Consider the following 26096-nt stretch of genomic DNA (forward strand, 5'->3'; position numbering starts at 1 on the left):
GCGGCGCTCGGCGTCAGCGGCGGTCGGCGTCAGCGGCGGTCGGCGAAGAAGTCGAGCAGGAGCCGCGAGCACTCCGCGGCGCGGACCCCGGGGTACACCTCGACCACGTGGTTGTGCCGGCGGTCGCGGAGGAGGTCGTGCACGGATCCGGAGGCGCCCGCCTTCTCGTCCCACGCACCGAAGACGACGCGGTCGATCCGCGCCGCCAGGATCGCTCCGGCGCAGAGCACGCACGGCTCGAGCGTGACCACCAGCGTGCAGCCCTCGAGATGCCAGTCGCCGCGGGCCTCGGCCGCCACGCGGATCGCGACCACCTCGGCGTGCGCCGTCGGATCCCGCCGCAGCTCGCGCTCGTTGCGCCCGAGCCCGAGCACCGCACCCTCCGAGTCGAGGACCACCGCGCCCACGGGGACGTCGCCCCAGCCCGCGGCCCGCCGCGCCTCGTCGAGCGCCAGGCCCATCCACTCCTCGGAGCGGCGGGGGACGCGGAGATCGCTGTCGCGCATCGCTCCCCCTCCTGCGGCGGCCCGCTGCGGCCGGTGGGGCGCCGCTCCGGCCAGTAGATTGAGCTTATGCGCGTCCACGTAGCCGACCACCCGCTGATCACCCACAAGCTCACCGTGCTGCGTGACAAGCGCACCCCCTCCCCCACCTTCCGGCAGCTCGCCGAGGAGCTGATGACGCTCCTCGCCTACGAGGCCACCCGCGGCGTCCGCACCCGCACCGTCACCATCGAGACCCCCGTGACGCAGACCACCGGCCTCGCGCTCAGCGACCCGCAGCCGCTGGTCGTCCCGATCCTCCGGGCCGGCCTCGGGATGCTCGAGGGCATGGTCAAGCTCATCCCGACCGCCGAGGTCGGCTTCCTGGGCATGGCGCGCAACGAGGAGACGCTCGAGCCGACCACGTACGCGGAGCGCCTGCCCGACGACCTGTCGAACCGCCAGTGCTTCGTCCTCGACCCGATGCTCGCGACCGGCGGCTCGCTCGTCGCGGCCATCCAGTTCCTCTTCGACCGGGGAGCGGTCGACGTCACCGCCGTCTGCCTGCTCGCCGCCCCCGAGGGCCTGGCCGCCGTCGAGAAGGCCTTCGGCGACCGCGACGTGACCATCGTCCTCGGCTCCCTCGACGAGAAGCTCAACGAGCTCGGCTACATCGTCCCCGGCCTCGGCGACGCGGGCGACCGCCTCTACGGCCTCGCGGGCTGAGCCCGCCGGCCCCCGGACGAGCGGGCCTTCCGTCGCGCCCCGGAACAGGGAGCCCCGCTGAGCCGTGCCGGTCGGCCGGCGCAGCGAGGGTCTCGACACCCCACCGCGACCGTCCGGCACCGCTCGTCCTGTTGATCGAGCAGCCCGCGCAGCGGGCGCAGCGGGATCCCCCGTCACGGCGCGCGCCTCCTCCCGAGCACCGGAACCACCCCCGACGCGCCGTCCATCCCCACGGAAGTGTTGACGCCGTGCACCGGCCTCCGCTTTACTGACGGACATGACTGACACCCTGCACGCCCTGACCTCCCTCGAGGCCGTCGGGAATGCCGGCATGATGATGGCCGGTGGCCCCGTCATGTGCTGTCGAATGTGTGCATGAGGAACTGACCTCGCCGGATCCCCGCACCGCCTCCGCCCGCTGATCGTCACGATCGGCTGAGCGTCCGAGGCGCGGACGATCCCCTGGATGCCCCGCATCCGTCTCTGCCGCCACCGCGCACCGCGGGACGGCTCGATCGCGCACACCCGGATCCGCTCCCTCGGACACTCGTCCCGGATCCGACCAGCCAAGGACTCGTCATGACCCTCCTCCACACCCGCACCATCACCGCCGCCACCTCCACCGAGGCGCCCCGCCTCCAGCCGGTCGCCGACGCCGCGCCCGCAGCACCCCGCCTCCGCGCCGTCCCCCAGGGCACCGAGGCACGCGGCTTCGCCCTCTACGTCGGCATCGACGAGGCCAAGGCCCGCGCCGCCGGAGTCGACCTCGGCCGCCTGGTCGAGGAGCTCAAGCGCGTCACGGCGCAGCTCGCCCCCGACGCCGAGACCTACGCCTCCGTCGCCCTCGCCCCGCAGGGCGCCGGCGGCCGCGACGTGGACGTGGTCCGCCTCGCGCTGCAGGACCCGGCCGCGGTCGCCAAGCGCCGCTCCGACGCCGAGCCCGACCCCGACCGTGCACCCGGCGGCGTCGTCATCGACATCTCCCGCAAGCGCGTCATCCTCGACGAGGAGACCACCCCCCTCACCTACAAGGAGTTCGAGCTCCTCCAGTACCTCGTGCTCCGCGAGGGCCGCACCATCGAGCGCGCCGAGCTCATCGCCTCACTCTGGGGCGCCGCGGACGACGACGCGCCGAACGAGCGCACCATCGACGTCCACGTCCGCCGCCTCCGCGCCAAGCTCGGCCGCTACGAGGAGATCGTGCGCACCGTCCGCGGAGTCGGCTACCGCTTCGACCGCCACGCCGACGTCGCCATCCGCTACGCGTCGACGCCGTCGCCGGATCTGTTCTGAATTGTAAGGAGAGCGCTTGCGCTCTCCTTACCGCGGTCGGCCTCACCGGTGGTCGCGATTCGGAGAGCGGGTCGCGACCGGCTAGCGGGAAACGCTGACACGCGTTTCCCGCGTTCGCCTGGAGGGCGGGACGTCCTCTCGACCTCGACGGATGTGCGCGACCGCTCCTCAGACGTGGAGGGCTGCTCGACGGCCCGCTGCGTGGTCGAAGGCGGGTCGGGTCGGGGCGCGCCCGCGGGGCTGGATGATCGGGCCCGGGCCGCGTCGGCGGGGGACGAGGGCAGGGGGTGCTCGTCGTGTCCGTCAACGGTCAGGGATGGGCTGCGGTTCGGTGCGGACGTCGGAGGCAGCAGACGGGGCGTCCTGGGTCAGGAGAGAGTCGTGCGGAGCGCGGACGGGCGCGGCGACGGGCGGGGCGGGGCGGCTCAGGGAGGATTCAGGAAAGAGAGGGTTGCGTCGTTACCGGGTCGTTATATAGTTCAAGTGCGTCGACCGTTTGCTGTGGCGGGAAGCGCGAGAAGTGATTGCAGGACACTCTTGGTGCAAGGGAATGAAGGCCGGCCGCTCGCCTCAGCGGCCGGCCTTCTGTCGTTCCCCCGGCCCCGTTCCTCCGACTCCCCTCCTCTCAGCACCCCGGCGTAGGCTGTACGGCGTCTGGATGTGAGGGAACCCTTTCCTGAGCGCCGAGAAGGAGGACCAGTGGGGTCGAGAGAGGCCGTCGCCGCCTGGGAGTCGCTGTTCCGCGCCCAGGTCCAGGTGATGCGCACCCTGAGCACCGAGTTCCCCTCGCGGGAGATCTCGATGAACGAGTACGACGTGCTCTTCAACCTCACCCGGCAGCCCGGTCGGCGCGCGCGGCTGCGCGACCTGAACCGGCACGTCCTCCTGACGCAGCCCAGCGTCAGCAGGCTGATCGACCGGCTCGCCGCCCGCGGCTGCGTCGAGAAGAGCGAGGATCCGGCGGACGCCCGCGGCACGATCATCGCGATCACCGACGAGGGCTATGCGCTCTTCCGCCGCGTCGCGCTCACCCACATGAGGACCATCTCGGAGCAGGTCGGCGGCGTCCTCGACGAAAACGAGCTGAAGCAGCTGACCGCGCTCTGCGACAAGCTCCGCGACGGCATCGCCTCCGCCTGATCCGTCCCCGCTAGCACGGGCCGCAGCGACCGGCCAGGTCTTCGCCGCGGCGCGGGACTCGCGGATCATGGGGGTCACCATGAGTGACACCTCCCCCACCCTCGTCTGGCTCCGCGACGATCTGCGCCTGGCCGACAACCCCGCTCTGCGCGCCGCGATCGACCGTGGCGGCCCCGTAGCGGTCTGCTACGTGCTCGACGAGGAGTCGGCGGGCATCCGTCCGCTCGGGGGCGCCTCCCGCTGGTGGCTGCACGGCAGCCTCGCAGCCCTCGCCGCCGACCTGCGCGAGCACGGCGCCCCGCTGATCCTGCGCCGCGGGCCGGCCGAGGCCGTCGTCCTCCAGCTCGCCGAGGAGATCGGCGCGGGAGCCGTGCACTGGAATCGCCGCTACGGGAGGGCCGAGCGCACCGTCGACGCGGCGGTGAAGGAATCGCTCCGCAACGGCGGCCTCGAGGCCGAGAGCCACCAGGGCTCGCTGATGTTCGAGCCGTGGACCGTGCAGACCGGCGCCGGCGGTCCCTACTCCGTCTATACGCCCTTCGCCCGCGCCTGCCGCGCCAAGCCGACGCCGCGCGCGCCGCTCCCCCGCCCCCGCTCGCTCGACGGCGTCACGGGAGACATCGCCTCCGACTCCCTCGACGACTGGGAGCTGCTGCCCACGCGTCCCGACTGGGCGGGAGGGCTGCGCGAGCGCTGGGTCCCCGGCGAGAAGGCGGCGGCCGACCGGCTGCGCGCGTTCCTCGCGGAGCAGCTCGACGATTACGCCGACGGCCGAGACCGGCCGGCGGAGGACGCCACCTCGAACCTCTCCCCGCACCTGAGGTGGGGCGAGATCAGCCCCTTCCAGGTGTGGCACGCCCTGGAGGAGGCGCACGCGAAGGGCCTGCACCGCGGCGACGGCAGCGACCGGTTCCTCTCCGAGGTGCTCTGGCGCGAGTTCTGCTACCACCTGCTGTTCCACTGGCCGGATCTGGCGACCGCGAACTTCGACACCCGGTTCGACTCCTTCCCGTGGGGACGCCCCGGCCAGGAGGCGATCGACGCCTGGCACCAGGGGCGCACCGGCTACCCCCTGGTGGACGCCGGCATGCGCGAGCTCTGGAGCACCGGCTACATGCACAACCGGGTCCGGATGGTGACCGCGTCGTTCCTGATCAAGAACCTGCTGGTCGACTGGCGGGTGGGCGAGGAGTGGTTCTGGGACACCCTGGTCGACGCGGACCCGGCGAGCAACGCCGCGAACTGGCAGTGGGTCGCGGGCTCGGGAGCCGATGCGTCGCCGTTCTTCCGGGTCTTCAACCCGGTCACGCAGTCGAGGAAGTTCGACCCGGCCGGCGAGTACATCCGCCACAATGTGCCGGAGCTCGGCGGAGTCGAGGGCGCCGCCGTGCACGAGCCGTGGACGCTCGAGGACACGCTGACCGGAGGCGCGGACGGCTACCCGGCGCCCCTCGTCGACCTCAAGGAGACGCGGGCGCACGCACTCGACGCCTTCGCGCAGATCAAGAGCGCCCCGCGCGACATCTCGCCGAGGGGCGACGACTGAGCGTCGCCGGCTAGACGCGTCCCGCCGGTCCGGTGGAGCGGCCGGACCCGGCGAGCGGGTCCTCCTCCCCGCCCTGATCGCGCAGATCGCGGGCCGGGATGCCGACGAGCACCGCTCCGTCGGGCGCGTCCTTCACCACGACGGCGTTCGCGCCCACGCTGACGTCGGATCCGAGCACGAGCGGGCCCAGGACGACCGCGCCGGCGCCGACGACCACCCGGTCGCCGAGCGTGGGGTGCCGACGCTCGCGCCGGGCCGACCTCCCGCCCAGCGTGACGGAGTGGTAGAGCATGCAGTCGTCGCCGATCCGCGCGGTCTCGCCGATGACGACGCCCATGCCGTGGTCGATGAACAGACGCCGGCCGATGGTCGCACCGGGGTGGATCTCCACTCCGGTCGCCGCGCGCGCCGCCTGGCTGAGCAGCCGGGCGGGCAGGCGGAGGCCGCGCCGCCACCAGGCGTGCGCGACGCGGTGCACCCAGACCGCGTGCACTCCCGGGTAGGAGAGGACGACCTCCACCGCGCTCCGGGCGGCGGGGTCGCGCTCCCGGGCGGTGCGGACGTCCTCGCGGAGCAGGGCGAGGAGCCCGGGACGCTCCGGTCCGGACGGGACGCGGCGCTCCGGCCGACCGTCGCGTCCGGAGCGGGGCGTCCCGGCTCGTCTCGAGGGGCTCAGCTGCGGAGGTCCTCGTACAGGACGGTCGAGATGTACCGCTCGCCGAAGTCGCAGACGATGGCGACGATGGTCTTCCCCGCGTTCTCGGGGCGCTTCGCGACCTCGAGCGCGGCCCACATGATCGAGCCGGAGGAGATGCCGCCGAGGATCCCCTCCTGCGCGGCCATCTCGCGGGCCACCCGCACGGAGTCGTCGAGCGTCACGTCGATGATCTCGTCGTAGACCTCGCGGTCGAGGATCGCGGGGACGAAGTTGGCGCCGATGCCCTGGATCTTGTGCGGACCGGCGGTGCCCTGGGTGAGGAGCGGGGAGTCGATCGGCTCCACTCCGATGATCTGCACACCGGGCTTGCGTTCCTTGAGCACCTGGCCAACTCCGGTGATGGTGCCGCCGGTGCCGATGCCGGCCACGAAGACGTCGACCTCGCCGTCGGTGTCCTCCCAGACTTCCTCCGCGGTGGTGCGGCGGTGCACCTCGGGGTTGGCGGCGTTCTCGAACTGGCGGGCGAGGATCGCGCCGGGGGTCTCAACGACGATCGCGCGGGCGCGCTCGACCGCTCCGCGCATGCCCTCGCTGCCGGGGGTGAGCACGATCTCGGCTCCGTAGGCGCGGAGGAGGACCCGGCGCTCGACGGACATCGTCTCGGGCATCGTGAGGACGACCTTGTAGCCGCGGGCGGCACCCACCATCGCGAGCGCGATGCCGGTGTTGCCGCTCGTGCCCTCGACGATCGTCCCGCCGGGGTGCAGCTCGCCGGAGGCCTCGGCCGCATCGATGATGGCGACGCCGATGCGGTCCTTCACGCTGTTCGCAGGGTTGTAGAACTCGAGCTTGGCGAGGACCGTCGCCTGGTCGGCGCCCTCCAGCCGGTTGATGCGGACGAGAGGGGTCCTGCCGACGAGCTGGGTCACGTCGTCGTGGATGCGTGCCATGGTGTGCGCTTTCTACCGGGGCCGGCCGCCCGGGGCCCCGGAGCGGTGGGTGGAACGGGTGCTGCAGCGCCCCTCGGAGCGGCGCTCCCCCCACGATACGGATGCATCGACCCGAGGTCAGCACCCCGGACGCGCCCGCTCCTGCGCATCACCCGCCAGCTCCTCATCTCCACCGGGAGGAGGACGCCCCGCGGGCGCACCCGTCACGTACCATGAAGCCGGGGGATCGCGCGACTGCTCGCGAGGCTTCTCGCCACCCTCCCTCAGATCTCCGCGGCCCGGCGCCGCGTCGAAAGGACGACCGCTCCATGGCACTTCCCACTGCATCCCGCCGCTCCGTCCGGCCGCTCGGGATGTCGCTGCGGGCGGTCATGGGGTTCATCGGGATGAGCGCCGTGGCGGGCGTCCTGATCACCGTCGGCGTCACGCCGGCCCTCGCGCTGACGGGCCTGGCGACGAGCAACACGATCGGCATGTTCCAGAACCTGCCGGGCTACCTCGACGTGGGCCAGCTGATGCAGCGCACCAACGTCTACGCGAGCGACGGGACGACCCTCCTCGCCTCCGTCTACGACCAGAACCGCGTCGAGGTGGGCTGGGACGACGTCGCGCAGTCCGCGAAGGACGCCGCCGTCGCCGGCGAGGACCCGCGCTTCTACGAGCACGGCGGCATCGACCTCCAGGGCACGCTCCGGGCCATCGCCGTCACGCTGACGGGCGACGACCTGCAGGGCGGGTCGTCGATCACGCAGCAGTACGTCAAGAACGTCCTGGTGCAGAAGGCGGAGTCGATCACCGACGAGGCCGCGCGCGACAAGGCCTACCAGGAGGCGACGGACCCGACCCCCGAGCGCAAGCTCAAGGAGATGCGCCTCGCGATCGGACTCGAGAAGGAGGCGTCGAAGGACGACATCCTGCTCGGCTACCTCAACATCGCCCTCTTCGGGGGCACCGTCTACGGCATCGAGGCCGCGGCGAACTACTACTACGGCATCCCCGCGAGCCAGCTCTCGACCTCGCAGGCGGCCGCGCTGCTGGCGATCGTGAACAACCCGGCGAAGTTCCGCTTCGACAACCCGGGCGACGAAGCGAACGGCGCCGCCAACGGCTACGCCGCCACCAAGGAGCGCCGCGACTACATCCTCTCGGAGGAGCTCAAGCACGGCCGGATCGACCAGGCCGCGCACGACGCCGCCGTCGCCGAGCCGATCACCCCGAACATCACGGAGCCCTCGACCGGCTGCACCACCGCCGGCAACGCCGCGTACTTCTGCGACTACGTGCTGAACGTCCTCCGCAACGACTCCGTCTTCGGGGCGACCGACGACGAGCGCTACCAGCGCATCCGCCAGGGCGGCTTCGACGTCGTGACGACCCTCGACCTCGACATCCAGCAGGTCTCGCAGGCGGCGCTCAACGCCTACATCCCCTCCGTCGACCCGCGCTTCCAGGTCGGCGCGACAGCCGCCTCCGTCGAGGCGAAGACGGGCCGCGTGCTCTCCATGGTGCAGAACACGCAGTACAGCCAGGACGAGCAGTTCCTCGCCGCGAACCCCGGCTACAGCGCGATCAACCTCAACGTCGACCTCAGCATGGGCGGCGGCTCCGGCGTGCAGACCGGATCGACCTACAAGGTGTTCACGCTGGCGCAGTGGCTGAAGGCGGGGCACACCGTCAACGAGTCGTTCGCCTCCCCCACCTCCGGCTTCAGCTCCTACCCCCAGAAGTGCAACGTCGAGGGCGACGGCGGCTACTACGGCAAGTTCTCGCCTCGCAACGACGACCCGTCGGAGGACGCGAGCTCGATGAGCGCGCTCGGCGCGACCACGAACTCGATCAACACCGGCTTCATGGGAATGGCGCAGCAGCTCGACCTCTGCGACATCCGCACCACCGCCGAGTCGTTCGGGATGCACCGCGCCGACGGCCGCGAGCTCGCCAACGGGCCGGCCTCGGTCCTCGGGACGAACGAGATCGCGCCCCTGACGGTGGCCAACGCCTACGCCGGGATCGCGAACGACGGCACGACCTGCTCGGCGATCGTCATCGATCGGATCACCGACAGCGAGGGCAACGCCGTCGCCGCCCCGGCATCGGCGTGCACGCCCTCCGTGTCGCCCGAGGTCGCCCGAGGGATGCAGTACGCGATGCAGCGGGTGATGACCTCCGGAACGGCCTACGCCTCGAACCCCTTCGACGGGATCGAGCACATCGGCAAGACGGGCACCACCGACGAGGCAGCCGACGTGTGGACGGCGGGCGCCAGCAAGGCCGCCTCCCTGGCGGTCTGGGTCGGCAGCATCAACGGCTTCGCCGACAACACCAAGCAGAACCTGCGCTTCATCAGCCTGACGGGCGAGAAGGGCACCATCCGCGCCTCCAACGCCCGGCACGCCATCTGGAAGCCGATCATGACGGCGCTCGACGAGAAGTACGGCGGCGACGACTTCACGGCACCGCCTGCCTCGATGCTCGCGTACTCGCCGCGATCGGCGGCGAACTCCGAGGTCCCCGACGTCACGGGCGAGACGGTCGAGAGCGCCACGGCGATCCTCACCGCCGCCGGTTTCGTCGTCGGGATGCACGAGTCGGTCGACTCCGCGACGATCCCGGAGGGCTCCGTCGTGTCGACGACGCCGAGCGCGGAGGAGACGGCGGTCGCCGGCGGGGTGATCCCCCTCCAGGTGAGCACGGGCAAGGCTCCGGCCAATCCGAACGACATCTCGGACCTGAACGGCGACCTGATCGAGTAGAGACGTCGCCCGTCCCGTGAAGGGGCCGATCCCTCCGGGGGTCGGCCCCCTCTGCTGTCGTGGCGCCGAGCCTGCGCGGGCGCCGTCGCGCCGACTCCGGGCGGACGGGCGTCCGGCGCGGCCGTGGCGCGCCTCGTCGGGGATGTCGCAGGCCTCGCCTAGGGTGCTGGTGCAGCGAGAGGATCCATCCTGAAGCGACCGAACGTCCCCGTCTTCCAGCCCCGTCGAACCGTCCACGGGGCTCTCGGCGCGCTGTTCGGATTCGTGATCGTCAGCGTCCTGGCGGGTCTGCTCGCCTCGCTCGTGGTCGCCCCCGCCGCCGCGCTCACCGGCGCGGCGACCTCCGGCACCATCTCGGCGTTCCAGTCCCTCCCGAGCTACCTCGAGGTCGGGCGCCTGATGCAGAAGAGCGACGTCTACGCGGGCGACCCGGGCGATCCGACGCTGCTGGCCTCCTTCTACGACCAGAACCGGATCGAGGTCCCGGCCGACCGGATCGCCGACTCCGTGAAGGACGCGCTCGTCGCGAGCGAGGACCCGCGCTTCTACGACCACGGCGGGATCGACCTGCAGGGCACCCTCCGCGCCATCGCCAGCACCTACCTCCTCGACGGCGACACCCAGGGCGGCTCGTCGATCACGCAGCAGTACGTGAAGAACGTGCTGGTGCAGAAGGCCGAGTCGATCCCGGACGAGGCGGACCGCGACCGCGCGTACGCGGAGGCGACGGCGACCACGGCCGAGCGCAAGCTCAAGGAGATGCGGCTCGCGATCGGGCTCGAGAAGGTGTCCTCGAAGGACGACATCCTCCTCGGCTACCTCAACATCGCGCTGTTCGGAGGCACCGTCTACGGCATCGAGGCCGCGGCGGAGTACTACTACGGCATCCCGGCGGCCGACCTCTCCCTCGCGCAGTCCGTCTCGCTCCTGGCCATCGTGAACAACCCCGAGAAGTTCCGCTTCGACCGTCCGGACGACACGGCCAACGGCGAAGCGAACGGCTACGCGCAGACCCGGGAGCGGCGCGACTACATCCTCGACCGGATGCTCGAGACGGGGAGCATCGACCAGGCCGCGCACGATGCCGCGGCCGCCGAGGCGATCACCCCCGACATCACCCCGCCGTCCACCGGCTGCCAGACGGCCGGCAGCGCGGCCTACTTCTGCGACTACGTGACCCACGTCCTCCGCGACGACCCGGCGCTCGGAGCGACCGACGACGAGCGCTACGCGGCGATCAAGCAGGGCGGCATCAAGGTCTACACGACGATCGATCTCGATCTGCAGAGGACCGCGCAGGAGCTGATGGACGAGCAGGTCCCCTCCTCCGATCCGCGCTTCGACGTCGGGGCGACGGCGGTCGCCGTCCAGAACGGCACCGGGCGCATCCTCACGATGGTGCAGAACAAGCGCTACAGCCAGGACCCGGACGTGATCGCGAGCGGGCCGGAGTTCTCGGCGATCAACCTCAACGTCGACGCGTCCGCGGGCGGCGGCAACGGCTTCCAGACCGGCTCCGCCTACAAGGTGTTCACGCTCGCCGAATGGCTCGACCGCGGGCACACCCTGCTCGAGCAGTTCGACTCGAAGCAGAAGAACTGGACCGGCTTCGCCGACAGCTGCGAGGGCACCTGGGACTACGACTCCTACAACCCCAAGAACGCCGGCGACGGCGGCTACACCGACACCCAGACGGCGCTGTACTCGACGATCTACTCGCTGAACACGGGCTTCACCGGGATGTCGCACCTGCTCGACCAGTGCGAGATCCGCAAGCAGGCCGAGGCCTTCGGAGTGCACCGCGCGGACGGGACCGCGCTCGTGCAGTCGCCGGGAGCGGTCCTCGGCACCAACGAGATCGCACCGCTCACCATGGCGACCGCCTACTCCGGCATCGCCGCGAACGGCACGACCTGCACCCCCGTCGCGATCACGGCGATCGTCGGAGCGGACGGCCGCGAGATCGAGCCGGTGGAGACGACCTGCAGCCGGGCGGTGTCGTCGAGGGTCGCCTCGGCGATGCAGTACACGATGCTCAAGGTGACCGCCGAGGGCACGGGTGTCGAGGACGATCCGAAGAACGGCATCCAGCACATCACCAAGACGGGCACCACCGACAACTCCGCCGACACCTGGGCCATCGGGGCCTCGACCGAGACCTCCCTCGCGGTCTGGGTCGGCAGCATCTCGGCACGCGCGGACGGCTCGAGGGTGAACCTCGACTCGATCGACTTCGACAGCGGCTGGGCGCCCTCGGCACGCCACCGGATCTGGAAGCCGTTGATGACGGCGATCGACTCCCGCTACGGCGGCTCCGACTTCCCGCAGGCCGACCAGTCGCTCATCGCGGCGCCGCAGGTCACCGTGCCGGACCTGTCCGGCCGGACCGGCGACTCCGCCGCACAGGCGCTGACCGCAGCAGGGCTCACTCCCGGAGCGACGTCGCAGGTCGACTCGACGCAGCCGATGAACACCGTGGCCGGCACCGGTCCGGCCGCGGGCACCCGCGTGGACAAGGGATCGGTGGTGGGCGTGCAGCTGAGCACGGGGAAGGCGCCGCCCGCTCCCGCTCCGGGCGGCTGACACCGCTGGACCGGGACGTCGCCGGTCGGCGAGGATCTGCGACGGGAACGGTTCAGGGGGGAACGGGTCAGGGAAGCCGGCTCAGGGCCCGACGGCTCCGGCGGGGAGCAGCCCGAACTCGACGAGCTCGTCGTCGGTGAGCAGTCGGCTGCGGATCATGAAGCGCTTGCCCTCGGGGGCTTCGACGCTGAATCCGCTGCCCCGCCCGTCGACGAGGTCGACGGTGAGGTGGGTGTGCTTCCAGTACTCGAACTGGGAGCGGGACATCCAGAAGTCGATCGGGTCCAGGCCGTCGAGCCGGAGCGACTCGACGAGCACGTCCGAGGCGCCGGTGCGGAACATCCCGGCGGGGAAGCACATCGGGGAGCTGCCGTCGCAGCATCCGCCCGACTGGTGGAACATGAGCGGCCCGTGCAGCGCCGTCATCCGGCGGAGCATGCTTGCCGCCTCCGCAGTGACGTCGACCCTCGTGGAGGTCATGATTGGTGCTCCTTCGCTCGTGGTGCGGAATGTCTGTGTGCGCCCGACCGCTGACGGCGGACGCTCCTCCGGGCGGCGTCTCGATACGCCGCTGCGCGGACTACTCGATCAACATGAGGGGGCGCCCCCTCGTCCGATGCCTCGCCCGAAGGGCCGAGCACCGTTCTCCCGCGCGCCGCCAGGTGCCTCGCCCGAAGGGCCGAGCACCGTTCTCCCACGCGCCGCCAGGTGCCTCGCCCGCAGGGCCGAGCACCGTTCTCCCACGCGCCGCCAGGTGCCTCGCCCGCAGGGCCGAGCACCGTCCTTCCACGCGCCGCCAGGTGCCTCGCCCGCAGGGCCGAGCACCGCTCTTCCGCGCGTCGTCAGGTGCCTCGCCCGCAGGGCCGAGCACCGTCCATCCGCGCGCCGTCAGGTGCCTCGCCCGAAGGGCCGAGCACCGAACGGCGGATCCGCGTGCCAGCGGATCCGTCTCGGTGCGAACGCTCCCCGCTCCTCCCCACCCGGCCACGTCGGCGAGCCGACCGCGGCACGGGCGACGAGGAACGAGGAGCCCGTGCGAACCAGCTCAGAAGAAGCCCATCGGTCCTTCCGCGTAGGAGACGAGGAGGTTCTTCGTCTGCTGGTAGTGGTCGAGCATCACCTTGTGGTTCTCGCGTCCGATGCCCGACTGCTTGTAGCCGCCGAACGCCGCGTGCGCGGGGTACTGGTGGTAGGTGTTCGACCAGACGCGGCCGGCTTCGATGGCCCGGCCGGCGCGGTAGAGCTGGGCGCCGTTGCGGCTCCACACTCCGGCGCCGAGGCCGTAGAGGGTGTCGTTGGCGATGCCGATCGCGTCGTCGAAGTCGTCGAAGGAGGTGAGGGCGAGGACGGGTCCGAAGATCTCCTCCTGGAAGATGCGCATCGAGTTGCGGCCCTCGAACACGGTCGGGTTGACGTAGTAGCCGCCGCTGAGCTCGCCGCCGAGGTCGGCGCGGTCGCCGCCGATGAGCAGCTTCGCTCCCTCCTGTTTGCCGATGTCCATGTAGGAGAGGATCTTCTCGAGCTGGTCGTTCGAGGCCTGGGCGCCGATCATCGTGGCGGTGTCGAGCGGGTTGCCCTGTTTGATCCGCTTGACCCGCTCGAGGCCGTCTCCGACGAAGTCGTCGTAGATCGAGCGCTGCACGAGCGCCCGCGACGGGCAGGTGCAGACCTCGCCCTGGTTGAGGGCGAAGAACGAGAAGCCCTCGAGCGCCTTGTCGTAGAAGGAGTCGCGTTCCGCGGCGACGTCGGCGAAGAACACGTTGGGGCTCTTGCCGCCCAGCTCCAGCGTCACCGGGATGAGGTTCTCGCTGGCGTACTGCATGATCAGGCGGCCGGTGGTCGTCTCGCCGGTGAAGGCGATCTTGCGGATGCGCGGGTGGGAGGCGAGCGGGGCGCCCGCTTCGAACCCGAATCCGTTGACGACGTTGAGCACGCCGGCGGGGATGAGGTCGCCGATCAGGTCCAGCAGAACGTGGATGGACGCCGGCGTCTGCTCGGCCGGCTTCAGCACCACGCAGTTGCCCGCGGCGAGCGCCGGCGCGAGCTTCCACACGGCCATCAGGATCGGGAAGTTCCAGGGGATGATCTGCCCGACCACGCCCAGCGGCTCGTGGAAGTGGTACGCGATCGTGTCGTGGTCGATCTCGGAGACGCCTCCCTCCTGCGCGCGGATCGCTCCGGCGAAGTAGCGGAAGTGGTCGATGGCGAGGGGGATGTCGGCGGCGAGGGTCTCGCGCACGGGCTTGCCGTTCTCCCACGTCTCGGCGACGGCGAGCAGCTCGAGGTTCGCCTCCATGCGGTCGGCGATCTTCAGGAGCATGTTCGAGCGCTCGGCGGGGCTGGTCTTCCCCCAGCTCGCGAACGCCTTCCAGCCCGCCTCGACGGCGCGGTCGACGTCGGCGGCGGTGCCGCGGGCGATCTCGCAGAAGGGCTTCCCGGTGATCGGGGTGATGTTCTCGAAGTACTGGCCGCTCGCGGGGGCGACGTACTCGCCTCCGATGTAGTGGTCGTAGCGCGAGCGGAAGGAGGCGACGGATCCCTCCGTGCCTGGATTCGCGTAGACCGTGGAACCCGGCTCCTGCGGTGCCTGCTCGGCGACCTGGTCGGCGTACAGCGTCATGTGGACCTCCATCGACGTCGTTGTCGTGGGCGCGGGGTGGGCGCCCGGTCCTGACGCTACGTCGCGGGGGGTTGCACGACGTTGCACGGGTCGACGCACCGGCGGGAACGGCGGGGACGGAGACCGGACCGGCCGGGCGGAGACGCGGCCGCCCGAGGAGGAGGGCCCCGCGGCCCGGACCTCAGACGCTCGCGAGCAGGCGCTGGGCGATCCGGCTCATGTAGACGCCGTAGGTCACCGTGGCCGCTGCGGCTCCCGCGCCGACCCAGGACCACACCTGCGGCCAGGCGGAGCCGTCGACGAGGACCACGACGACTCCGATCGCTCCGACCAGCGTCGTCCAGGTGGCGAGCCAGAGGTCGAGGGTCCGGCCGAAGATCCTCGCCATCGGGTAGAAGTGCAGGCCCACGATCACGGCGATGGCCGGCACGAGGAACCGGTCGAGCCCGGTGCCGGTGAGGACTCCCACCGCGACACCGATCAGCACGCCCTCCGCGGCGAAGACCGCCCCGAAGAGCACGCCGTTCGGCTTCGCCGCGCGGTCGGCGTCGGTGAGCTCCACCGCCATCCTCCGCCGGGCGACGAGGACGCGGACGGCCTGCACGGCGAAGACCACGGCCGCGAGCGCGCAGACGGTCACGGCGGTCGTCGCCGCCGGTGCCGGCCAGCCGACCGTGGTGTCGCTCGCCCACCACATCGTGAAGACCGCCATCAGGAGCAGGCCCCCCGCGACTCCGCTCGCGAGGGCCCGGGGAGGTGGTGCGAGGGTGCTCATGCGTCGAGGCTAGCGAGACGGCTCCGCGGCTGGACGCTCCGGCGGGAGTCCCGGGAGCGACCGGGACGGCTCAGCGCTGCTCCGCCTCGATCGTCTCGAGGTGCGCGGCGACACCGGCACGCCGCGGCGAGCGGGGCGGGAGGACGCGCAGGAGCTCCCGCCACACCTCCGCGTCGTCGCGGCCGTCGGGGCCCTCCGCCCAGGCGAGGAGGGTCGCGGGCGCCGCATCGGCGAGGACGCTCGCCCGCACCCGCAGGCGCAGCTCGCCGGCGATCGCCCGGATCCCTGGCGCCTCGGACGAGGGCAGCGGCGCGCCCCGGTACGCGTCCAGGGCGAGGCGGTGGGAGCCGCGGTCGAGCAGGCCGAGCACCTGGCGGGCGTCGAGGTCGACCGGGCTCGCCAGGCGGTAGGGGCGCGAGAGGGGCACCAGGCGCGGGAGGGTCGGCTCGAGCGCGCGGCGCAGCCGCACCATCTCGGCGCGGACGGTGACCACCGCGTCGTCCCGGCCGTGGAGCAGGAGGGCGAGCTGCTCGGCCGAGAGCCCGGCCCGGTGCCAGGCGAGCAGGGTCAGGATCTCGGCGTGCCGGGTGCTCAGCTCGAGCGTCGCTCCGGCGGCCGTCACCAGGCCCGTCTCGCGCCCGAGGACCCGCAGGCTCGGCGCCCGGGCCGCCGCTGTGCTCCGTGCAGCGGGCCGCCGCGGGCGGAGGAGCCGCTGCACCATCAGCTCGCTCTCGACGGCGGCGGCGGTCGCCTCCATCAGCGGGAGGGTCTGCGGGGCGACGACGTCGGCGCCGCCGGTGATGTCGATCACTCCGAGGATCTCGTGCGTCTCGGGGTCGTGCACGGGGACGGCGGTGCAGCTCCACGGGTGCACGAGCGAGGCGAAGTGCTCGGCGCCGTGGATCTGCACGCCGTGATCGAGCACGAGGGCCGTCCCCGGCGCGGACGTCCCGACGTCGGGCTCGGCCCACGCGGCGCCCTCGACGAACGACATCCCCTCGGCGAGGCTCTTGAGGTGCTGGTCCCCGTCGATCCAGAGCAGCCGCCCGAGCGCGTCGCCCACCGCGACGAGCACGCCGCTGTCCTCGTCGGCGTCACGCACCAGCAGGCGGCGGATCACCGGGAGGACCGAGGCGAGCGGATGCCCGGTGCGGTACTCGCGGAGGTCGTCGCCCGAGAACGAGAGCGGTGCCGTCAGCCGGTCCGGATCGAGGCGCCGCCGCCGTGCGCGCTCCCACGACTCCTCGACCAGCGCGCGCCGCCGACCGCTGCCAGGGCGGGCCAGCCACGGGTTGGTCATGCGCTCCGCCTCGTCGTCGGGTCGGTGGGAGTCGACGCTACTCCGCGGAGCGCGGCGGCGCCTCTCTCCGCGCACCGGAACGGCGGCGCCCCCGCACCGCCAGCAGCAGCACCGCCGCCACCAGCACCGCGATGCCCAGGACGGCTCCCGCGGTGAGCCGCTCCCCCAGCACCGCCACGCCGAGGAGAGTCGCGGTCGCCGGCTCCAGGAGGGTGAGCGTCGAGACGGTCGCCGCGGGAAGCACTCGCAGGCCGCGCGCGAAGAAGGTGTAGGCCACGGCGACCGTCACCACTCCGAGCCAGAGCACGGCCGGGATCGAGCCGGAGAGCCGCGACGGATCGCCCAGCAGCAGGAACGGGAGCGCCAGCAGCGCCGCGGCCCCGAACTGGGCTCCCATGGCGGCGACGGGGCTGAGCCCGCGCTCGAGCAGCAGCTTGCCGCAGACGGCGTAGAGCGCGTAGGAGGCGCCGGCACCGGCCGACGCGGCGAGGCCGGGGAGTGTCACGCCGCCGGACCCGCCTCCGCTGAGGAGCACCACGCCGACCGCGGCGAGCGCGGTCGAGGCGAACCAGCGCGGGCTCGGGGTCGTCCGCAGGACGAGCCACTCCAGCAGGCCGGTGAAGGCGGGAGCGGAGCCGAGGGCGACGATCGTGCCGACCGCGACTCCGTTCTGCGCGGTGCCGGTGAAGAAGGCGGGCTGGTACGCGGCGACGCCGACCGCTCCGAGCACGACGAGCAGCACGACGGCGCGGGTCGGGCGGGAGCGGCTCCGCCGGCGCAGAGCCTCCACGCCGAGGAGAGCGGCCAGCAGGGCGCCGCCGAGGACGATGCGCGCCGCCCCGAGGAGGAGCGGATCCACGCCCGCCGCTCCGAGGGCCTGGGCGGTCCCCGTCGTGCCGAAGCAGACGGCGGCGAGGAGGACGGCGCCGATCGCCGAGGTCCGGGCCCCGCTCATCCCGCCCCGCTCCCCCGGCCGCCTGACGACCGGCTCCCAGTGTCCCAGGGATGGGCGCGTGCTCTTCCGCCTCTCGCACCGGGGGCCCAGGATGGAGGGACCGGACTAGCGGAGGAGCACGACGTGGGCATCGCGGAACCGTTCGACCTCGAGGACCACCACCGCAGCGCGCACGGCGCCCTGCGCGAGCACTTCTCAGTGCGCGAGTTCGAGGAGGTGCCGCTGGACCGCGAGGCCATCGTCGCCACCGCGTACCTGCGGGCGATCGAGCACGCCACCGTGGCCCGGGTGCTCCCCCTCGCGCGCGCCCACCCCGACGAGCAGGTCCGCGCGTTCGCGTCCGTCTGGGCCGCCGAGCGGCACCGGATCGCCGACGCCCTGGGCGAGGTGCTCGCGGCCTCGCCGCAGATCCGCGGCATCGACGTCCGCCCGCCGGAGCCGACGGTCAGGTCGCGCCCGCTCCTCGACCGTGCCGCGGCCTCCCTCGCCGGCCCCGTCGCGCTGGCCCTCGCGGTGGACGCCCGGGTCGCGGTGCACGGCTACCGCCGGCTCGCCCGGCTCTCGCTGCACCCTGAGATGGAGCGCCTCGCCGAGACGGTCACGGGCATCCTCGAGCGGCAGGCCGACTTCTTCACGGTGCACGCGGCGGGACGCCTCGGACGCCCGCTGCCGCGCCGGGTGCAGGCGGCCGGCCTGCTCGCCGTGCTGCGCCTCCCGATCGGCGAGGCCGACCTGCCGGAGGCTCTCGCGCGCGAGGGCCGGGAGCTCGTCTTCGGCCGGGACGACGGCGGACTCGACGGGATCGACGCGGGCGTCGTCGCGGCGTTCGCGCTGCCCTGCACGGCGGCCCGGCGGCTCGTGCACCCGTACCGGCCGGTGTCGATCCGTGCCGCGCACCGCCTCGGACGGCTCGCCGCCGACACCCGCGCCGCCGTCACGACCCTGCTGGAGCAGGTGCGCGAGTAGCGGCGGCGCTCAGCCCAGCAGCTCGCGCACGTCCTCGGCCGTGATCCCGCCGGTGGCCGCCGCGCCGTCGTCCGACATGACCGCGGCGAAGAGCGCGGCCTTCGCCTCCTTGAGGGCCATCACCTTCTCCTCGATCGTGTCCTTCGCGACCAGGCGGTAGACCATGACCGAGCGGGTCTGGCCGATGCGGTGCGCGCGGTCGACCGCCTGCGACTCGGTGGCGGGGTTCCACCACGGGTCGAGCAGGATGCAGTAGTCGGCCTCGGTGAGGTTGAGCCCGAAGCCGCCGGCCTTGAGCGAGATCAGGAACACGCCCGCCGCGCCCGAGCGGAACCGATCGATGACCTCGTCGCGCTTCTTCGTCGCTCCGTCGAGGTAGGCGTACTCGATGCCCGCCGCGTCCAGCCGCCCGCGGACCCGGCCGAGGAACCGCGTGAACTGGCTGAACACCAGCACGCGGTGCCCCTCGCCGAGGGCGTCGCCCAGCAGCTCGTCGAGCAGGTCGAGCTTGGTGGAGGGCACGCTCTCGTGCGCCTCGTCGACCAGTGCCGCGTCGAGCGCGACCTGGCGCAGCACGGTCAGCGCGCGGAAGATCGCGAAGCGGTTCTTCTCGAAGTCGCCGATCAGGCCCAGCACGCGCTGCCGCTCCCGCGCCAGGTACGTGTCGTAGACCTTCCGCTGCTTCGGGCCGAGCTCGACCTCGAGGGTCTGCTCCTGCTTGGGCGGCAGCTCCTTGGCGACGAGCTCCTTGGTGCGCCGCAGCATCAGCGGGCGGATGCGCCGCCGCAGCTGCGAGAGCTTCTCGCTGTCGGCCTCGCGCTCGATCGGCTTCTGGTAGAACTCGACGAACCCGGCGGGCGAGGGGAACAGGCCCGGAGCGACGATCGACAGCAGCGACCAGAGCTCCATCACGTTGTTCTCCATCGGCGTTCCCGTGATGGCGAGCTTGAAGGGCACGTCGAGCCGGCGCGCGAGCTGGTGCGTCGCCGACTGGCGGTTCTTGACGAACTGCGCCTCGTCGAGGAGGAGCCCCGACCACTGGATGCCCGAGTACGACTCGTAGTCGAGCCGGAACAGGGCGTAGGAGGTGACGACCAGCTCGGCCTCGCCGATGACGCTGGAGAGCGCCTTCCGCTTCTTCTTCGACGTCTCGTCGATCCCGACGACGCGGAGGTCCGGGGCGAAGCGCTTGGCCTCGCCGACCCAGTTGGGCACCACGCTGGTGGGAGCGACGACGAGGAACGGGCGCGGCGAGGTGCCCGCCTCCGCGGCCGCGGCGCGCTGCTCCTGCATCACCCGGGTGACCAGGGCGAGGGACTGCACGGTCTTGCCCAGGCCCATGTCGTCGGCGAGCACGCCGCCGAGCTGGTTGTCGTAGAGGAACGAGAGCCAGTCGTAGCCGAGCTGCTGGTAGGGCCGCAGCTCCACGGCGAAGCCCTCGGGCAGGACCCGCGACTCCAGCGCACCGGTCGCGGTGAAGCCGGAGAGCCCCTCCACGGAGCGGCGCCAGGCGGCGGCCTGGGCCTCCACGACGCCCAGCTCGACCAGCTCGTCCCAGAGGGAGGACTGGAACCGGCTGATCCGCAGGGTCTCGCCGGGGTCGTCCGAGAGCTCGCGGGCCTCGGCGATCAGCTCGCGGAGGCGGCCGAACCGCTCGTCGTCGAGGGCGAAGTAGACGCCGCTGGGCAGCACCATGTACTCGTCGCCGCGGGCGAGCGCGAGGAAGATCTCGGCCAGCGGGACCGCCTCGTCGTTGACGGTGACGGAGATCTCGAGGTTGAACCAGTCGCGGCTGTCGGGCTGGGCGACGGTCTGCACGGCGACCACGGGCGCGGTCTGCGCCTCGCGGTACTCGACGCGCTCGCCGATCTCCTCGATCTCGACGGTGCCGAGCTCGCGGAGCCGCTCGACCTCGCCGGTGAGGAAGCCGACGGTCTGCATGCCGCGCAGGTCGAAGGTGGGGCGCAGGCGCCTGCTCGACGGGGACACCAGGGCAGGCGTCGACTCCGGGTCGAGACCCGCTCCCACGAGGGAGTCGAGGATCCGCTGCTCGGCCTCGGGGTCGCGGTAGCCCGCGTCCTCGCCGACCCGCAGCGGGAGCCGCTCGGCGTCCACGCCGCCGCGCGCTCCCTCCACTCCGTAGCGCCACCACCACGAGCCGCGCAGGCCCGCGCCGTCGGTGTGCTCGAGGGTGAGGCCGAGGCGCGGCTCGGGCACCGCGGGCGCCTCGAAGGAGCCGTCGCGGGAGACGATGTCGAACAGCCGGTGCAGCCGCTGGTAGTGCTCGGTGAGGAACGCCGACTCCTCGGCCACCGGGATGCGGATGGCCTCGCGGCTCCAGAGGAACGTGCGCGCGGAGGACAGCAGCGGCGCGGCGAACGGGATGAGCGTGACCGGGCGGGCGCGCATCTCGTCGCCGCCCTCCCACGTGTAGAGGCCGACGGCCGGGTCGCCGATGAAGCCGAACTCCTCGGGCGCCGGGTGGTCGCCGATCGCGACGAGCGAGCGCAGCTCGAGGCCGGCGGCGGTGCGCGTGACGTCGATGGAGGCGGTGGCCGTCGTGTCGAGGATCTTCAGCGGCGTCTGGTCGCGGTCGCCCATCACCAGGCCGATGCCCGCGCGGACGGCGCCGTGCAGTGCCGCCCAGATCGCCTCGCTCCGGCACTGGTCGAGGTAGAGCCAGGTGTCGGGCGAGTAGTAGCTGGAGGCGCTGTGCCCGGACAGCAGGCCCTGCATCTCGCGGATCACGTCGATCTGGCGCTCGTCGTAGTCGTGGCTGTAGTGCAGGTAGCCGAGGTCGCGCCAGCTGGTGCCGGTGCGGACCCAGCGATCGCGGTCGCCCATCCGCACCGGGCGCACGCCCAGGCGCGGGCGCGGCTCGGGCGGCGGCCGGTAGGAGTTGTAGCGGCCGGGCGGGCGACGCACGGGCTCGCCGGGCAGCAGCTCGAACTGCAGGCCGAGCGGGATGCCGGTGTGCGAGCGCTCCGCGCCGGCGAGGAGCGGGGCGAGCGCGCTGCGCCACTCGGGGACGGCGTCGACAGCGGCCTCGCCCGGGAAGGGACCGGCCACTCCGCCCTCGCGCTCGCGGCGCAGGGCCTCGATCAGGACGGCGGCGACGTGCTTGCACTCGTGCTTGACCGGGCAGCTGCAGGCGCCGCCGAGGAGGGTCCAGTGCTCGCCCTCGTCGCGGAGCTGCACGCTCACGGCGTACGGCGAGCGCCCGGATCCGCGGACCTGGCCGAAGAGGCGGGTGCGGCCGCCGAACCACTGCAGCTCGCGCACGCGGCCCTCGTCCGCGTACGCGGTGCCCTTCTCGACGGCGGCGGTTCCGACGAGGGCGCGGATGTCCTGCTCGGAGAAGGGCTCGTGGCCGGCGGTCACCGGCCCGGGTGCGGCCGACGGCAGCACCTCACCGGGGGGACTCTGGCGGGCCATGGACCTCACGCTCTCCGCGCTCGAACGAGCGCATCCGTCTATTCAACCCGATTCCGGAGGCGCTGCGAGCCGCGGGCCGGGATCCGTGGAGGACCCACGGCCGTCCCTACGATGGAGGGATGCCCCGTCTGGCCGTCGTCTCGGCGCACACCTCCCCGCTCGAGCAGCCGTCGACGGGCGACGCGGGCGGGATGAACGTGTACCTCGCGGCGGTGCTCCCGGAGCTGGCGGCGCTCGGCTGGGAGATCGAGGTGCTGACCCGCGGCGAGGGCGTCCGGATGCTCGCGCCGGGTGTGCGGGTGGTCGGCGTGCCGGTGCCGGCGGGCGACAAGTACGCGCTGGCGGCCGCGGCGCCGGAGTTCGCGCGCGCCGCGGAGGGAGCCGACGTCGTGCACTCGCACTACTGGGTGTCGGGCCTCGCGGGGGCACTCACCGGCAGGCCGCACGTGCACTCGATGCACTCGGGCTCGCTCGCGAAGAACGCCCGGCTCGCCCCGGGCGACGTCGCGGAGCCGCAGCAGCGGATCGACGCGGAGCGCTCCGTGCTCGCCTCCGCCGACGCGATCGTGGTGGCGGGCGCCTCGGAGCGGGAGGACGTCGTCAGCGGGTACGGCGCGGATCCGGACCGGGTCGTCGTGGTGCCCCCCGGAGTCGACGCGCGGTTCCGCCCGGGCGGCGGCGAGCGCTCCGGAGTCGTCCTGGTCGGCCGGGTGCAGCCACTCAAGGGCCAGCTGCTGGCGGTCGAGGCGCTCGCGAGAATCGCGCCGGCGGAGCGGCCGGTGCTGCGGCTGGTGGGCGGGGCGGCACCGGGCCGGGAGTCGTACCTCGACGCGGTGCGCGCCGCGGCGGCTCCGCTGGGAGACCGCGTGCTGATCGAGGGGGCCGCCGACCGCGACCAGGTGGCGGAGCGGCTCCGGAGCGCGCAGCTGGCGCTCGTGCCCTCGGCGGCCGAGACCTTCGGGCTGATCGCGCTCGAGGCGGCCGGCAGCGGCACTCCCGTGCTCGCGCGCAGGACGACCGGCCTGGTGGACGCGGTGCGCGACGGCGGGAGCGGCGTGCTGCTCGACTCCGACTCCCCTGCGGCGTGGGCCGAGGCGATCCTGACCCTGCTGGGCTCGCCCGGTGAGCTGGCGCGACTCGGCCGCGGCGGCGTCGACTGGGCGGCCGCCCACTCCTGGCCGGCCGCCGCCGCCCGGCTGGACGCCGTCTACCGCGGCCTGTCGGCCCGCTGAGGGAACCCCGGACCGTCGAGGGACCCAGCGCCTTGGGAATGCCACGACGGGTCGGGGTCCCCTCGGTGCAGGGAGGGTGTCAGTCGGCGATGGCGGGGGCCCCGGGGTCGAGGCGGGCGCCGCGGGTGGAGCGGTACCAGGGCGCGAGGCGGTCGGGCGAGACCGCGACCATCGCGGCGCCCGTGAATCCGGCGTCGTTGCCGAAGCGGGCGGGGACGATCTCGGTGCCGATGTCGAGGAAGCGGGCGAACTCGTCGAAGACGTGCGCCGCCGCGCCGCCGATCACGAACAGCTGCGGCGAGAGCAGCATCTCGAGGTGCCGGTAGTAGACGCTGAGGCGACCCGCCCACTCCTCGAGGGTGATGCCCTCGCGGCGGACGGCAGAGAAGCCGACCTGCGGCTCGAAGTCGGGACCGTCGATGTGCAGGTGACCGAGCTCGGAGTTGGGGATCACCACGCCCTCGTGGACGAGCGCCGTCCCGATGCCGGTGCCGAGGGTGGTCAGCAGGAGGAGGCCCTCGCGTCCGCGCATGGCCCCGAACTCGCGCTCGGCGACTCCTGCCGCGTCCGCGTCGTTGACGACGACGACGTCGACCCCGGTCGCCTCCGAGAGGAGGGCCTGCGCGTCGAGCCCGACCCAGCGCTGCGAGACGTGGGTGGTCTGGCGGACGACGCCGCCGCGGACGATCCCGGGGAAGCCGACGCCCACGGGCGTGCCCGCGATCGGCGAGACGTCGCGGACGATGCCGGCGATCGCCTCGGCGAAGTCCTCGGGCTCCTTGCCCAGCGGGTTCGCGACCGCGAAGCGCCGAGCCGCCCGCTCGCCGGTGGTGACGTCGACGAGGGACGCCTTGATCGACGTCCCCCCGATGTCGACGCCGACGGCGAAGCGCGGGAGGAGGCCGTCGTGGGGCTGGGTCACGGATGCTCCGTCTGCAGTGGTGGGCGAGCGCGGGGACTCGCGAAAACGGTCGGCCCGTCGGATCCGGGATCGCGACGAGCCGAAGGCGATTCTACGAGCCGTCAGGTGCGCGCGGGCTCCGAGAGGGCGCGGAGGACGAAGTCGATCACCGGCTCGTAGAGATGGACGGCCAGCCCGTCGTCGATCGGGACGACCACCTCGATCGAGCCCTGCGCCTCGGCGACGAACACCGCCGGGTCGTTGCAGTCGGCGATCGCGATGACCGGCAGCCCCCGCCGGCCGGCCGCGCCCGCGAAGCCGTGGTCGGCGACGACCAGGTCGGGGCGGATGCCGAGCTCGTCGAGGCGGTCGAGCAGCGCGTCCATCGGCTCCGGCGAGTGCGTGTGCTGCAGCCCTCCCCCGCGGTAGACGCAGGTGACCCCGCCGGTGCACCACAGAGCCTGGTGCTCGTCCGCGAGAGGCACGCGGATCCCGTCGGGGGCGGCGAACGGGAGCGCATTCACGTCGATCACGCGAGCGCCCCGTTCCGTCGCGGCAGCAGCGAGGCGGCGGTAGACGTCCATCAGGGTCGCCGGGTGCGCGGTGGCGAACAGGAGGAGCGCCCCCTCGCGGACAGTGGCGGCGAACCGGTCGCGGTAGCGGGCGAGACCCGCGACCGTCAGGCGGGCGTCGATCCGGTCCTGCCCGCTCTCGAAGGAGGGGTCGGTGCTGATCCCCACGCGCTCCCCCATCAGGGCGAGCAGGCTCTCGAGCGTCCAGTGCTCGGCCACGTCCACCCCGTAGAGGTGCGCGGGCTCGCGGGCGGCGAGGCCGCGGAGGTTGCCGAGGTTGCTCGCGCGGCCGGTGAGGACGTCCCCGGCGAGGAGGGAGGAGTCGAGGTACGCCTCGAGCTCGGAGTCGGGACGCGGCATGCGGGACCTCTCGATCGACGGGGAGCTCCCAGGCTACGGGCAGTTCAGGTGTTGACATCCGATCCGTCGCCGATATATCGTTACTGCATCGCCGACAGATCGGGAGGAGCCGCTCCCGACGGGCGACCGGATCCGATCGAAAGGGATCCCCTCACGACAGAGAGCAGCACACCCATGAACTCCAGGACCTTCTTCTCCGACGACCGCCGCGACTCCTGCGACGGCGACCACTCCTCCCGCCACGAGCACCCCGGCCGCGGACAGCGCCGCGGACCCGGCGGTCACGGCCGCGGCTTCGGGCCCGGCTTCGGCTTCGGCCCGGGCTTCGGCCCCGGCTTCGGCGGCCCCTTCGGCCGCGGCGGAGGACGCGCCCGACGCGGTGACGTCCGCGCGGCCCTCCTCTCTCTCCTCTCCGAGAAGTCCTCGAACGGCTACGGCCTGATCAAGGCCATCGCCGAGAAGACGAACGGATCGTGGCGTCCCAGCCCCGGCTCCGTCTACCCCACCCTCCAGCAGCTCGTCGACGAGGGCCTCATCACGGCCGTCGGCGAGGGCCGCGGCACCGAGTACCAGCTCACGGACGCGGGCGGCACCTACGTGCGCGAGCACGCCGACGAGCTCGACGCGGCCTGGGAGGCCACCCCCGGCGCGAGCGACGCCGATCGCGCCTTCATGGAGAACGTCGGCAAGCTGATGGGCGTCGTGCAGCAGTTCCGCGGAGCGACCGAGGCGCAGCGCGCCGCCGCCTCCGCCAAGCTCGATGAGACCCGTCGCGCGCTGTACCTCATCCTCGCCGACTGACCTCGGCTCCCCTCCCGAGATCCGTCGCGGGAGCCCCCGGACGGACGG

Annotated in this window: 20 protein-coding genes; 9 read left to right on the top strand and 11 right to left on the bottom strand. The window is 72.7% G+C overall.

What is annotated here, in order from left to right; genetic code table 11:
- Positions 1-29 precede the first annotated feature (29 nt).
- Positions 30-506: a nucleoside deaminase gene (locus C5C82_RS05430; RefSeq protein WP_219812330.1), complete on the bottom strand. Its 477-nt coding sequence runs from the start codon at positions 504-506 to the stop codon at positions 30-32.
- A 66-nt stretch (positions 507-572) separates the two neighbouring features.
- On the opposite strand from C5C82_RS05430, the gene upp reads away from it, so the two are divergent.
- The 4 genes from upp (at position 573) to C5C82_RS05450 (ending at position 5187) form a co-directional block, all read left to right on the top strand.
- Positions 573-1208: a uracil phosphoribosyltransferase gene (upp, locus tag C5C82_RS05435; protein ID WP_104224850.1), complete on the top strand. Its 636-nt coding sequence runs from the start codon at positions 573-575 to the stop codon at positions 1206-1208.
- Positions 1209-1787: 579 nt separating this feature from the next.
- Entirely contained in the window at positions 1788-2501 is a 714-nt protein-coding gene (locus C5C82_RS05440; protein WP_104257148.1) for a winged helix-turn-helix domain-containing protein, read from the top strand.
- 759 nt (positions 2502-3260) lie between these two features.
- Positions 3261-3641 carry a MarR family winged helix-turn-helix transcriptional regulator gene (locus tag C5C82_RS05445; RefSeq protein ID WP_104257198.1) on the top strand — a complete coding sequence of 127 codons (381 nt, stop codon included), beginning with the start codon at positions 3261-3263 and terminating at the stop codon, positions 3639-3641.
- Between the two features lie 79 nt (positions 3642-3720).
- The gene (locus C5C82_RS05450) at positions 3721-5187 is read left to right on the top strand and encodes a deoxyribodipyrimidine photo-lyase (RefSeq protein WP_104237825.1); all 1467 of its coding nucleotides are present in this window, start codon (positions 3721-3723) and stop codon (positions 5185-5187) included.
- Between the two features lie 10 nt (positions 5188-5197).
- Here the strand turns inward: C5C82_RS05450 and epsC are convergent, their stop codons facing one another.
- The gene (gene epsC / locus C5C82_RS05455) at positions 5198-5764 is read right to left on the bottom strand and encodes a serine O-acetyltransferase EpsC (protein ID WP_104224204.1); all 567 of its coding nucleotides are present in this window, start codon (positions 5762-5764) and stop codon (positions 5198-5200) included.
- Between the two features lie 95 nt (positions 5765-5859).
- A complete protein-coding gene (cysK, locus tag C5C82_RS05460) occupies positions 5860-6795 on the bottom strand; it encodes a cysteine synthase A (RefSeq protein ID WP_104317168.1) in 936 nt (311 codons plus the stop codon).
- Positions 6796-7103: 308 nt separating this feature from the next.
- Here cysK and C5C82_RS05465 point away from each other — a divergent pair, with 308 nt between their 5' ends.
- A complete protein-coding gene (locus C5C82_RS05465; RefSeq protein ID WP_159939720.1) occupies positions 7104-9548 on the top strand; it encodes a penicillin-binding protein in 2445 nt (814 codons plus the stop codon).
- 264 nt (positions 9549-9812) lie between these two features.
- Positions 9813-12131: a transglycosylase domain-containing protein gene (locus tag C5C82_RS05470; protein ID WP_104354730.1), complete on the top strand. Its 2319-nt coding sequence runs from the start codon at positions 9813-9815 to the stop codon at positions 12129-12131.
- Between the two features lie 81 nt (positions 12132-12212).
- Here the strand turns inward: C5C82_RS05470 and C5C82_RS05475 are convergent, their stop codons facing one another.
- The 5 genes from C5C82_RS05475 to C5C82_RS05495 all read right to left on the bottom strand — a co-directional run bounded on the left by C5C82_RS05475 (position 12213) and on the right by C5C82_RS05495 (position 17781).
- On the bottom strand, positions 12213-12611 hold the full coding sequence (locus C5C82_RS05475; RefSeq protein WP_104233437.1) for a DUF779 domain-containing protein: 399 nt from the start codon (positions 12609-12611) through the stop codon (positions 12213-12215).
- Between the two features lie 565 nt (positions 12612-13176).
- The gene (locus C5C82_RS05480) at positions 13177-14751 is read right to left on the bottom strand and encodes an aldehyde dehydrogenase family protein (protein WP_104233506.1); all 1575 of its coding nucleotides are present in this window, start codon (positions 14749-14751) and stop codon (positions 13177-13179) included.
- Positions 14752-14932: 181 nt separating this feature from the next.
- Positions 14933-15526, bottom strand: coding sequence for a hypothetical protein (locus C5C82_RS05485; protein WP_104354731.1), 594 nt, complete (start codon positions 15524-15526; stop codon positions 14933-14935).
- A gap of 70 nt (positions 15527-15596) precedes the next feature.
- A complete protein-coding gene (locus C5C82_RS05490) occupies positions 15597-16826 on the bottom strand; it encodes a GAF domain-containing protein (RefSeq protein ID WP_104224191.1) in 1230 nt (409 codons plus the stop codon).
- 37 nt (positions 16827-16863) lie between these two features.
- A complete protein-coding gene (locus tag C5C82_RS05495; protein ID WP_104233440.1) occupies positions 16864-17781 on the bottom strand; it encodes a DMT family transporter in 918 nt (305 codons plus the stop codon).
- Between the two features lie 123 nt (positions 17782-17904).
- On the opposite strand from C5C82_RS05495, the gene C5C82_RS05500 reads away from it, so the two are divergent.
- Positions 17905-18747 (top strand): hypothetical protein, encoded by an 843-nt coding sequence (locus C5C82_RS05500; RefSeq protein ID WP_104291697.1) that lies wholly within the window; start codon positions 17905-17907, stop codon positions 18745-18747.
- 9 nt (positions 18748-18756) lie between these two features.
- On the opposite strand, the gene C5C82_RS05505 is transcribed toward C5C82_RS05500, so the two are convergent.
- A complete protein-coding gene (locus C5C82_RS05505; RefSeq protein WP_104233442.1) occupies positions 18757-22182 on the bottom strand; it encodes a DEAD/DEAH box helicase in 3426 nt (1141 codons plus the stop codon).
- A gap of 119 nt (positions 22183-22301) precedes the next feature.
- Between C5C82_RS05505 and C5C82_RS05510 the strand changes: the two genes are divergently transcribed.
- Positions 22302-23414: a glycosyltransferase gene (locus C5C82_RS05510; RefSeq protein ID WP_104295869.1), complete on the top strand. Its 1113-nt coding sequence runs from the start codon at positions 22302-22304 to the stop codon at positions 23412-23414.
- 79 nt (positions 23415-23493) lie between these two features.
- Here the strand turns inward: C5C82_RS05510 and C5C82_RS05515 are convergent, their stop codons facing one another.
- Positions 23494-24336: an ROK family protein gene (locus tag C5C82_RS05515; RefSeq protein ID WP_244229583.1), complete on the bottom strand. Its 843-nt coding sequence runs from the start codon at positions 24334-24336 to the stop codon at positions 23494-23496.
- A 101-nt stretch (positions 24337-24437) separates the two neighbouring features.
- Positions 24438-25247: a phosphatase gene (locus tag C5C82_RS05520; RefSeq protein ID WP_104354732.1), complete on the bottom strand. Its 810-nt coding sequence runs from the start codon at positions 25245-25247 to the stop codon at positions 24438-24440.
- A 174-nt stretch (positions 25248-25421) separates the two neighbouring features.
- Between C5C82_RS05520 and C5C82_RS05525 the strand changes: the two genes are divergently transcribed.
- On the top strand, positions 25422-26048 hold the full coding sequence (locus C5C82_RS05525) for a PadR family transcriptional regulator (RefSeq protein ID WP_104224185.1): 627 nt from the start codon (positions 25422-25424) through the stop codon (positions 26046-26048).
- Positions 26049-26096 lie beyond the last annotated feature (48 nt).

Source organism: Rathayibacter sp. AY1D5, from assembly GCF_002932515.1.
Lineage (GTDB): Bacteria > Actinomycetota > Actinomycetes > Actinomycetales > Microbacteriaceae > Rathayibacter.

Bases quoted from the DNA above. Each gene is read 5' to 3' on its own strand.
- C5C82_RS05430 (WP_219812330.1), bottom strand. From the start codon at position 506: ATGCGCGACAGCGATCTCCGCGTCCCCCGCCGCTCCGAGGAGTGGATG.
- upp (WP_104224850.1), top strand. From the start codon at position 573: ATGCGCGTCCACGTAGCCGACCACCCGCTGATCACCCACAAGCTCACC.
- C5C82_RS05440 (WP_104257148.1), top strand. From the start codon at position 1,788: ATGACCCTCCTCCACACCCGCACCATCACCGCCGCCACCTCCACCGAG.
- C5C82_RS05445 (WP_104257198.1), top strand. From the start codon at position 3,261: ATGCGCACCCTGAGCACCGAGTTCCCCTCGCGGGAGATCTCGATGAAC.
- C5C82_RS05450 (WP_104237825.1), top strand. From the start codon at position 3,721: ATGAGTGACACCTCCCCCACCCTCGTCTGGCTCCGCGACGATCTGCGC.
- cysK (WP_104317168.1), bottom strand. From the start codon at position 6,795: ATGGCACGCATCCACGACGACGTGACCCAGCTCGTCGGCAGGACCCCT.
- C5C82_RS05465 (WP_159939720.1), top strand. From the start codon at position 7,104: ATGGCACTTCCCACTGCATCCCGCCGCTCCGTCCGGCCGCTCGGGATG.
- C5C82_RS05475 (WP_104233437.1), bottom strand. From the start codon at position 12,611: ATGACCTCCACGAGGGTCGACGTCACTGCGGAGGCGGCAAGCATGCTC.
- C5C82_RS05480 (WP_104233506.1), bottom strand. From the start codon at position 14,751: ATGACGCTGTACGCCGACCAGGTCGCCGAGCAGGCACCGCAGGAGCCG.
- C5C82_RS05485 (WP_104354731.1), bottom strand. From the start codon at position 15,526: ATGAGCACCCTCGCACCACCTCCCCGGGCCCTCGCGAGCGGAGTCGCG.
- C5C82_RS05490 (WP_104224191.1), bottom strand. From the start codon at position 16,826: ATGACCAACCCGTGGCTGGCCCGCCCTGGCAGCGGTCGGCGGCGCGCG.
- C5C82_RS05495 (WP_104233440.1), bottom strand. From the start codon at position 17,781: ATGAGCGGGGCCCGGACCTCGGCGATCGGCGCCGTCCTCCTCGCCGCC.
- C5C82_RS05505 (WP_104233442.1), bottom strand. From the start codon at position 22,182: ATGGCCCGCCAGAGTCCCCCCGGTGAGGTGCTGCCGTCGGCCGCACCC.
- C5C82_RS05510 (WP_104295869.1), top strand. From the start codon at position 22,302: ATGCCCCGTCTGGCCGTCGTCTCGGCGCACACCTCCCCGCTCGAGCAG.
- C5C82_RS05520 (WP_104354732.1), bottom strand. From the start codon at position 25,247: ATGCCGCGTCCCGACTCCGAGCTCGAGGCGTACCTCGACTCCTCCCTC.
- C5C82_RS05525 (WP_104224185.1), top strand. From the start codon at position 25,422: ATGAACTCCAGGACCTTCTTCTCCGACGACCGCCGCGACTCCTGCGAC.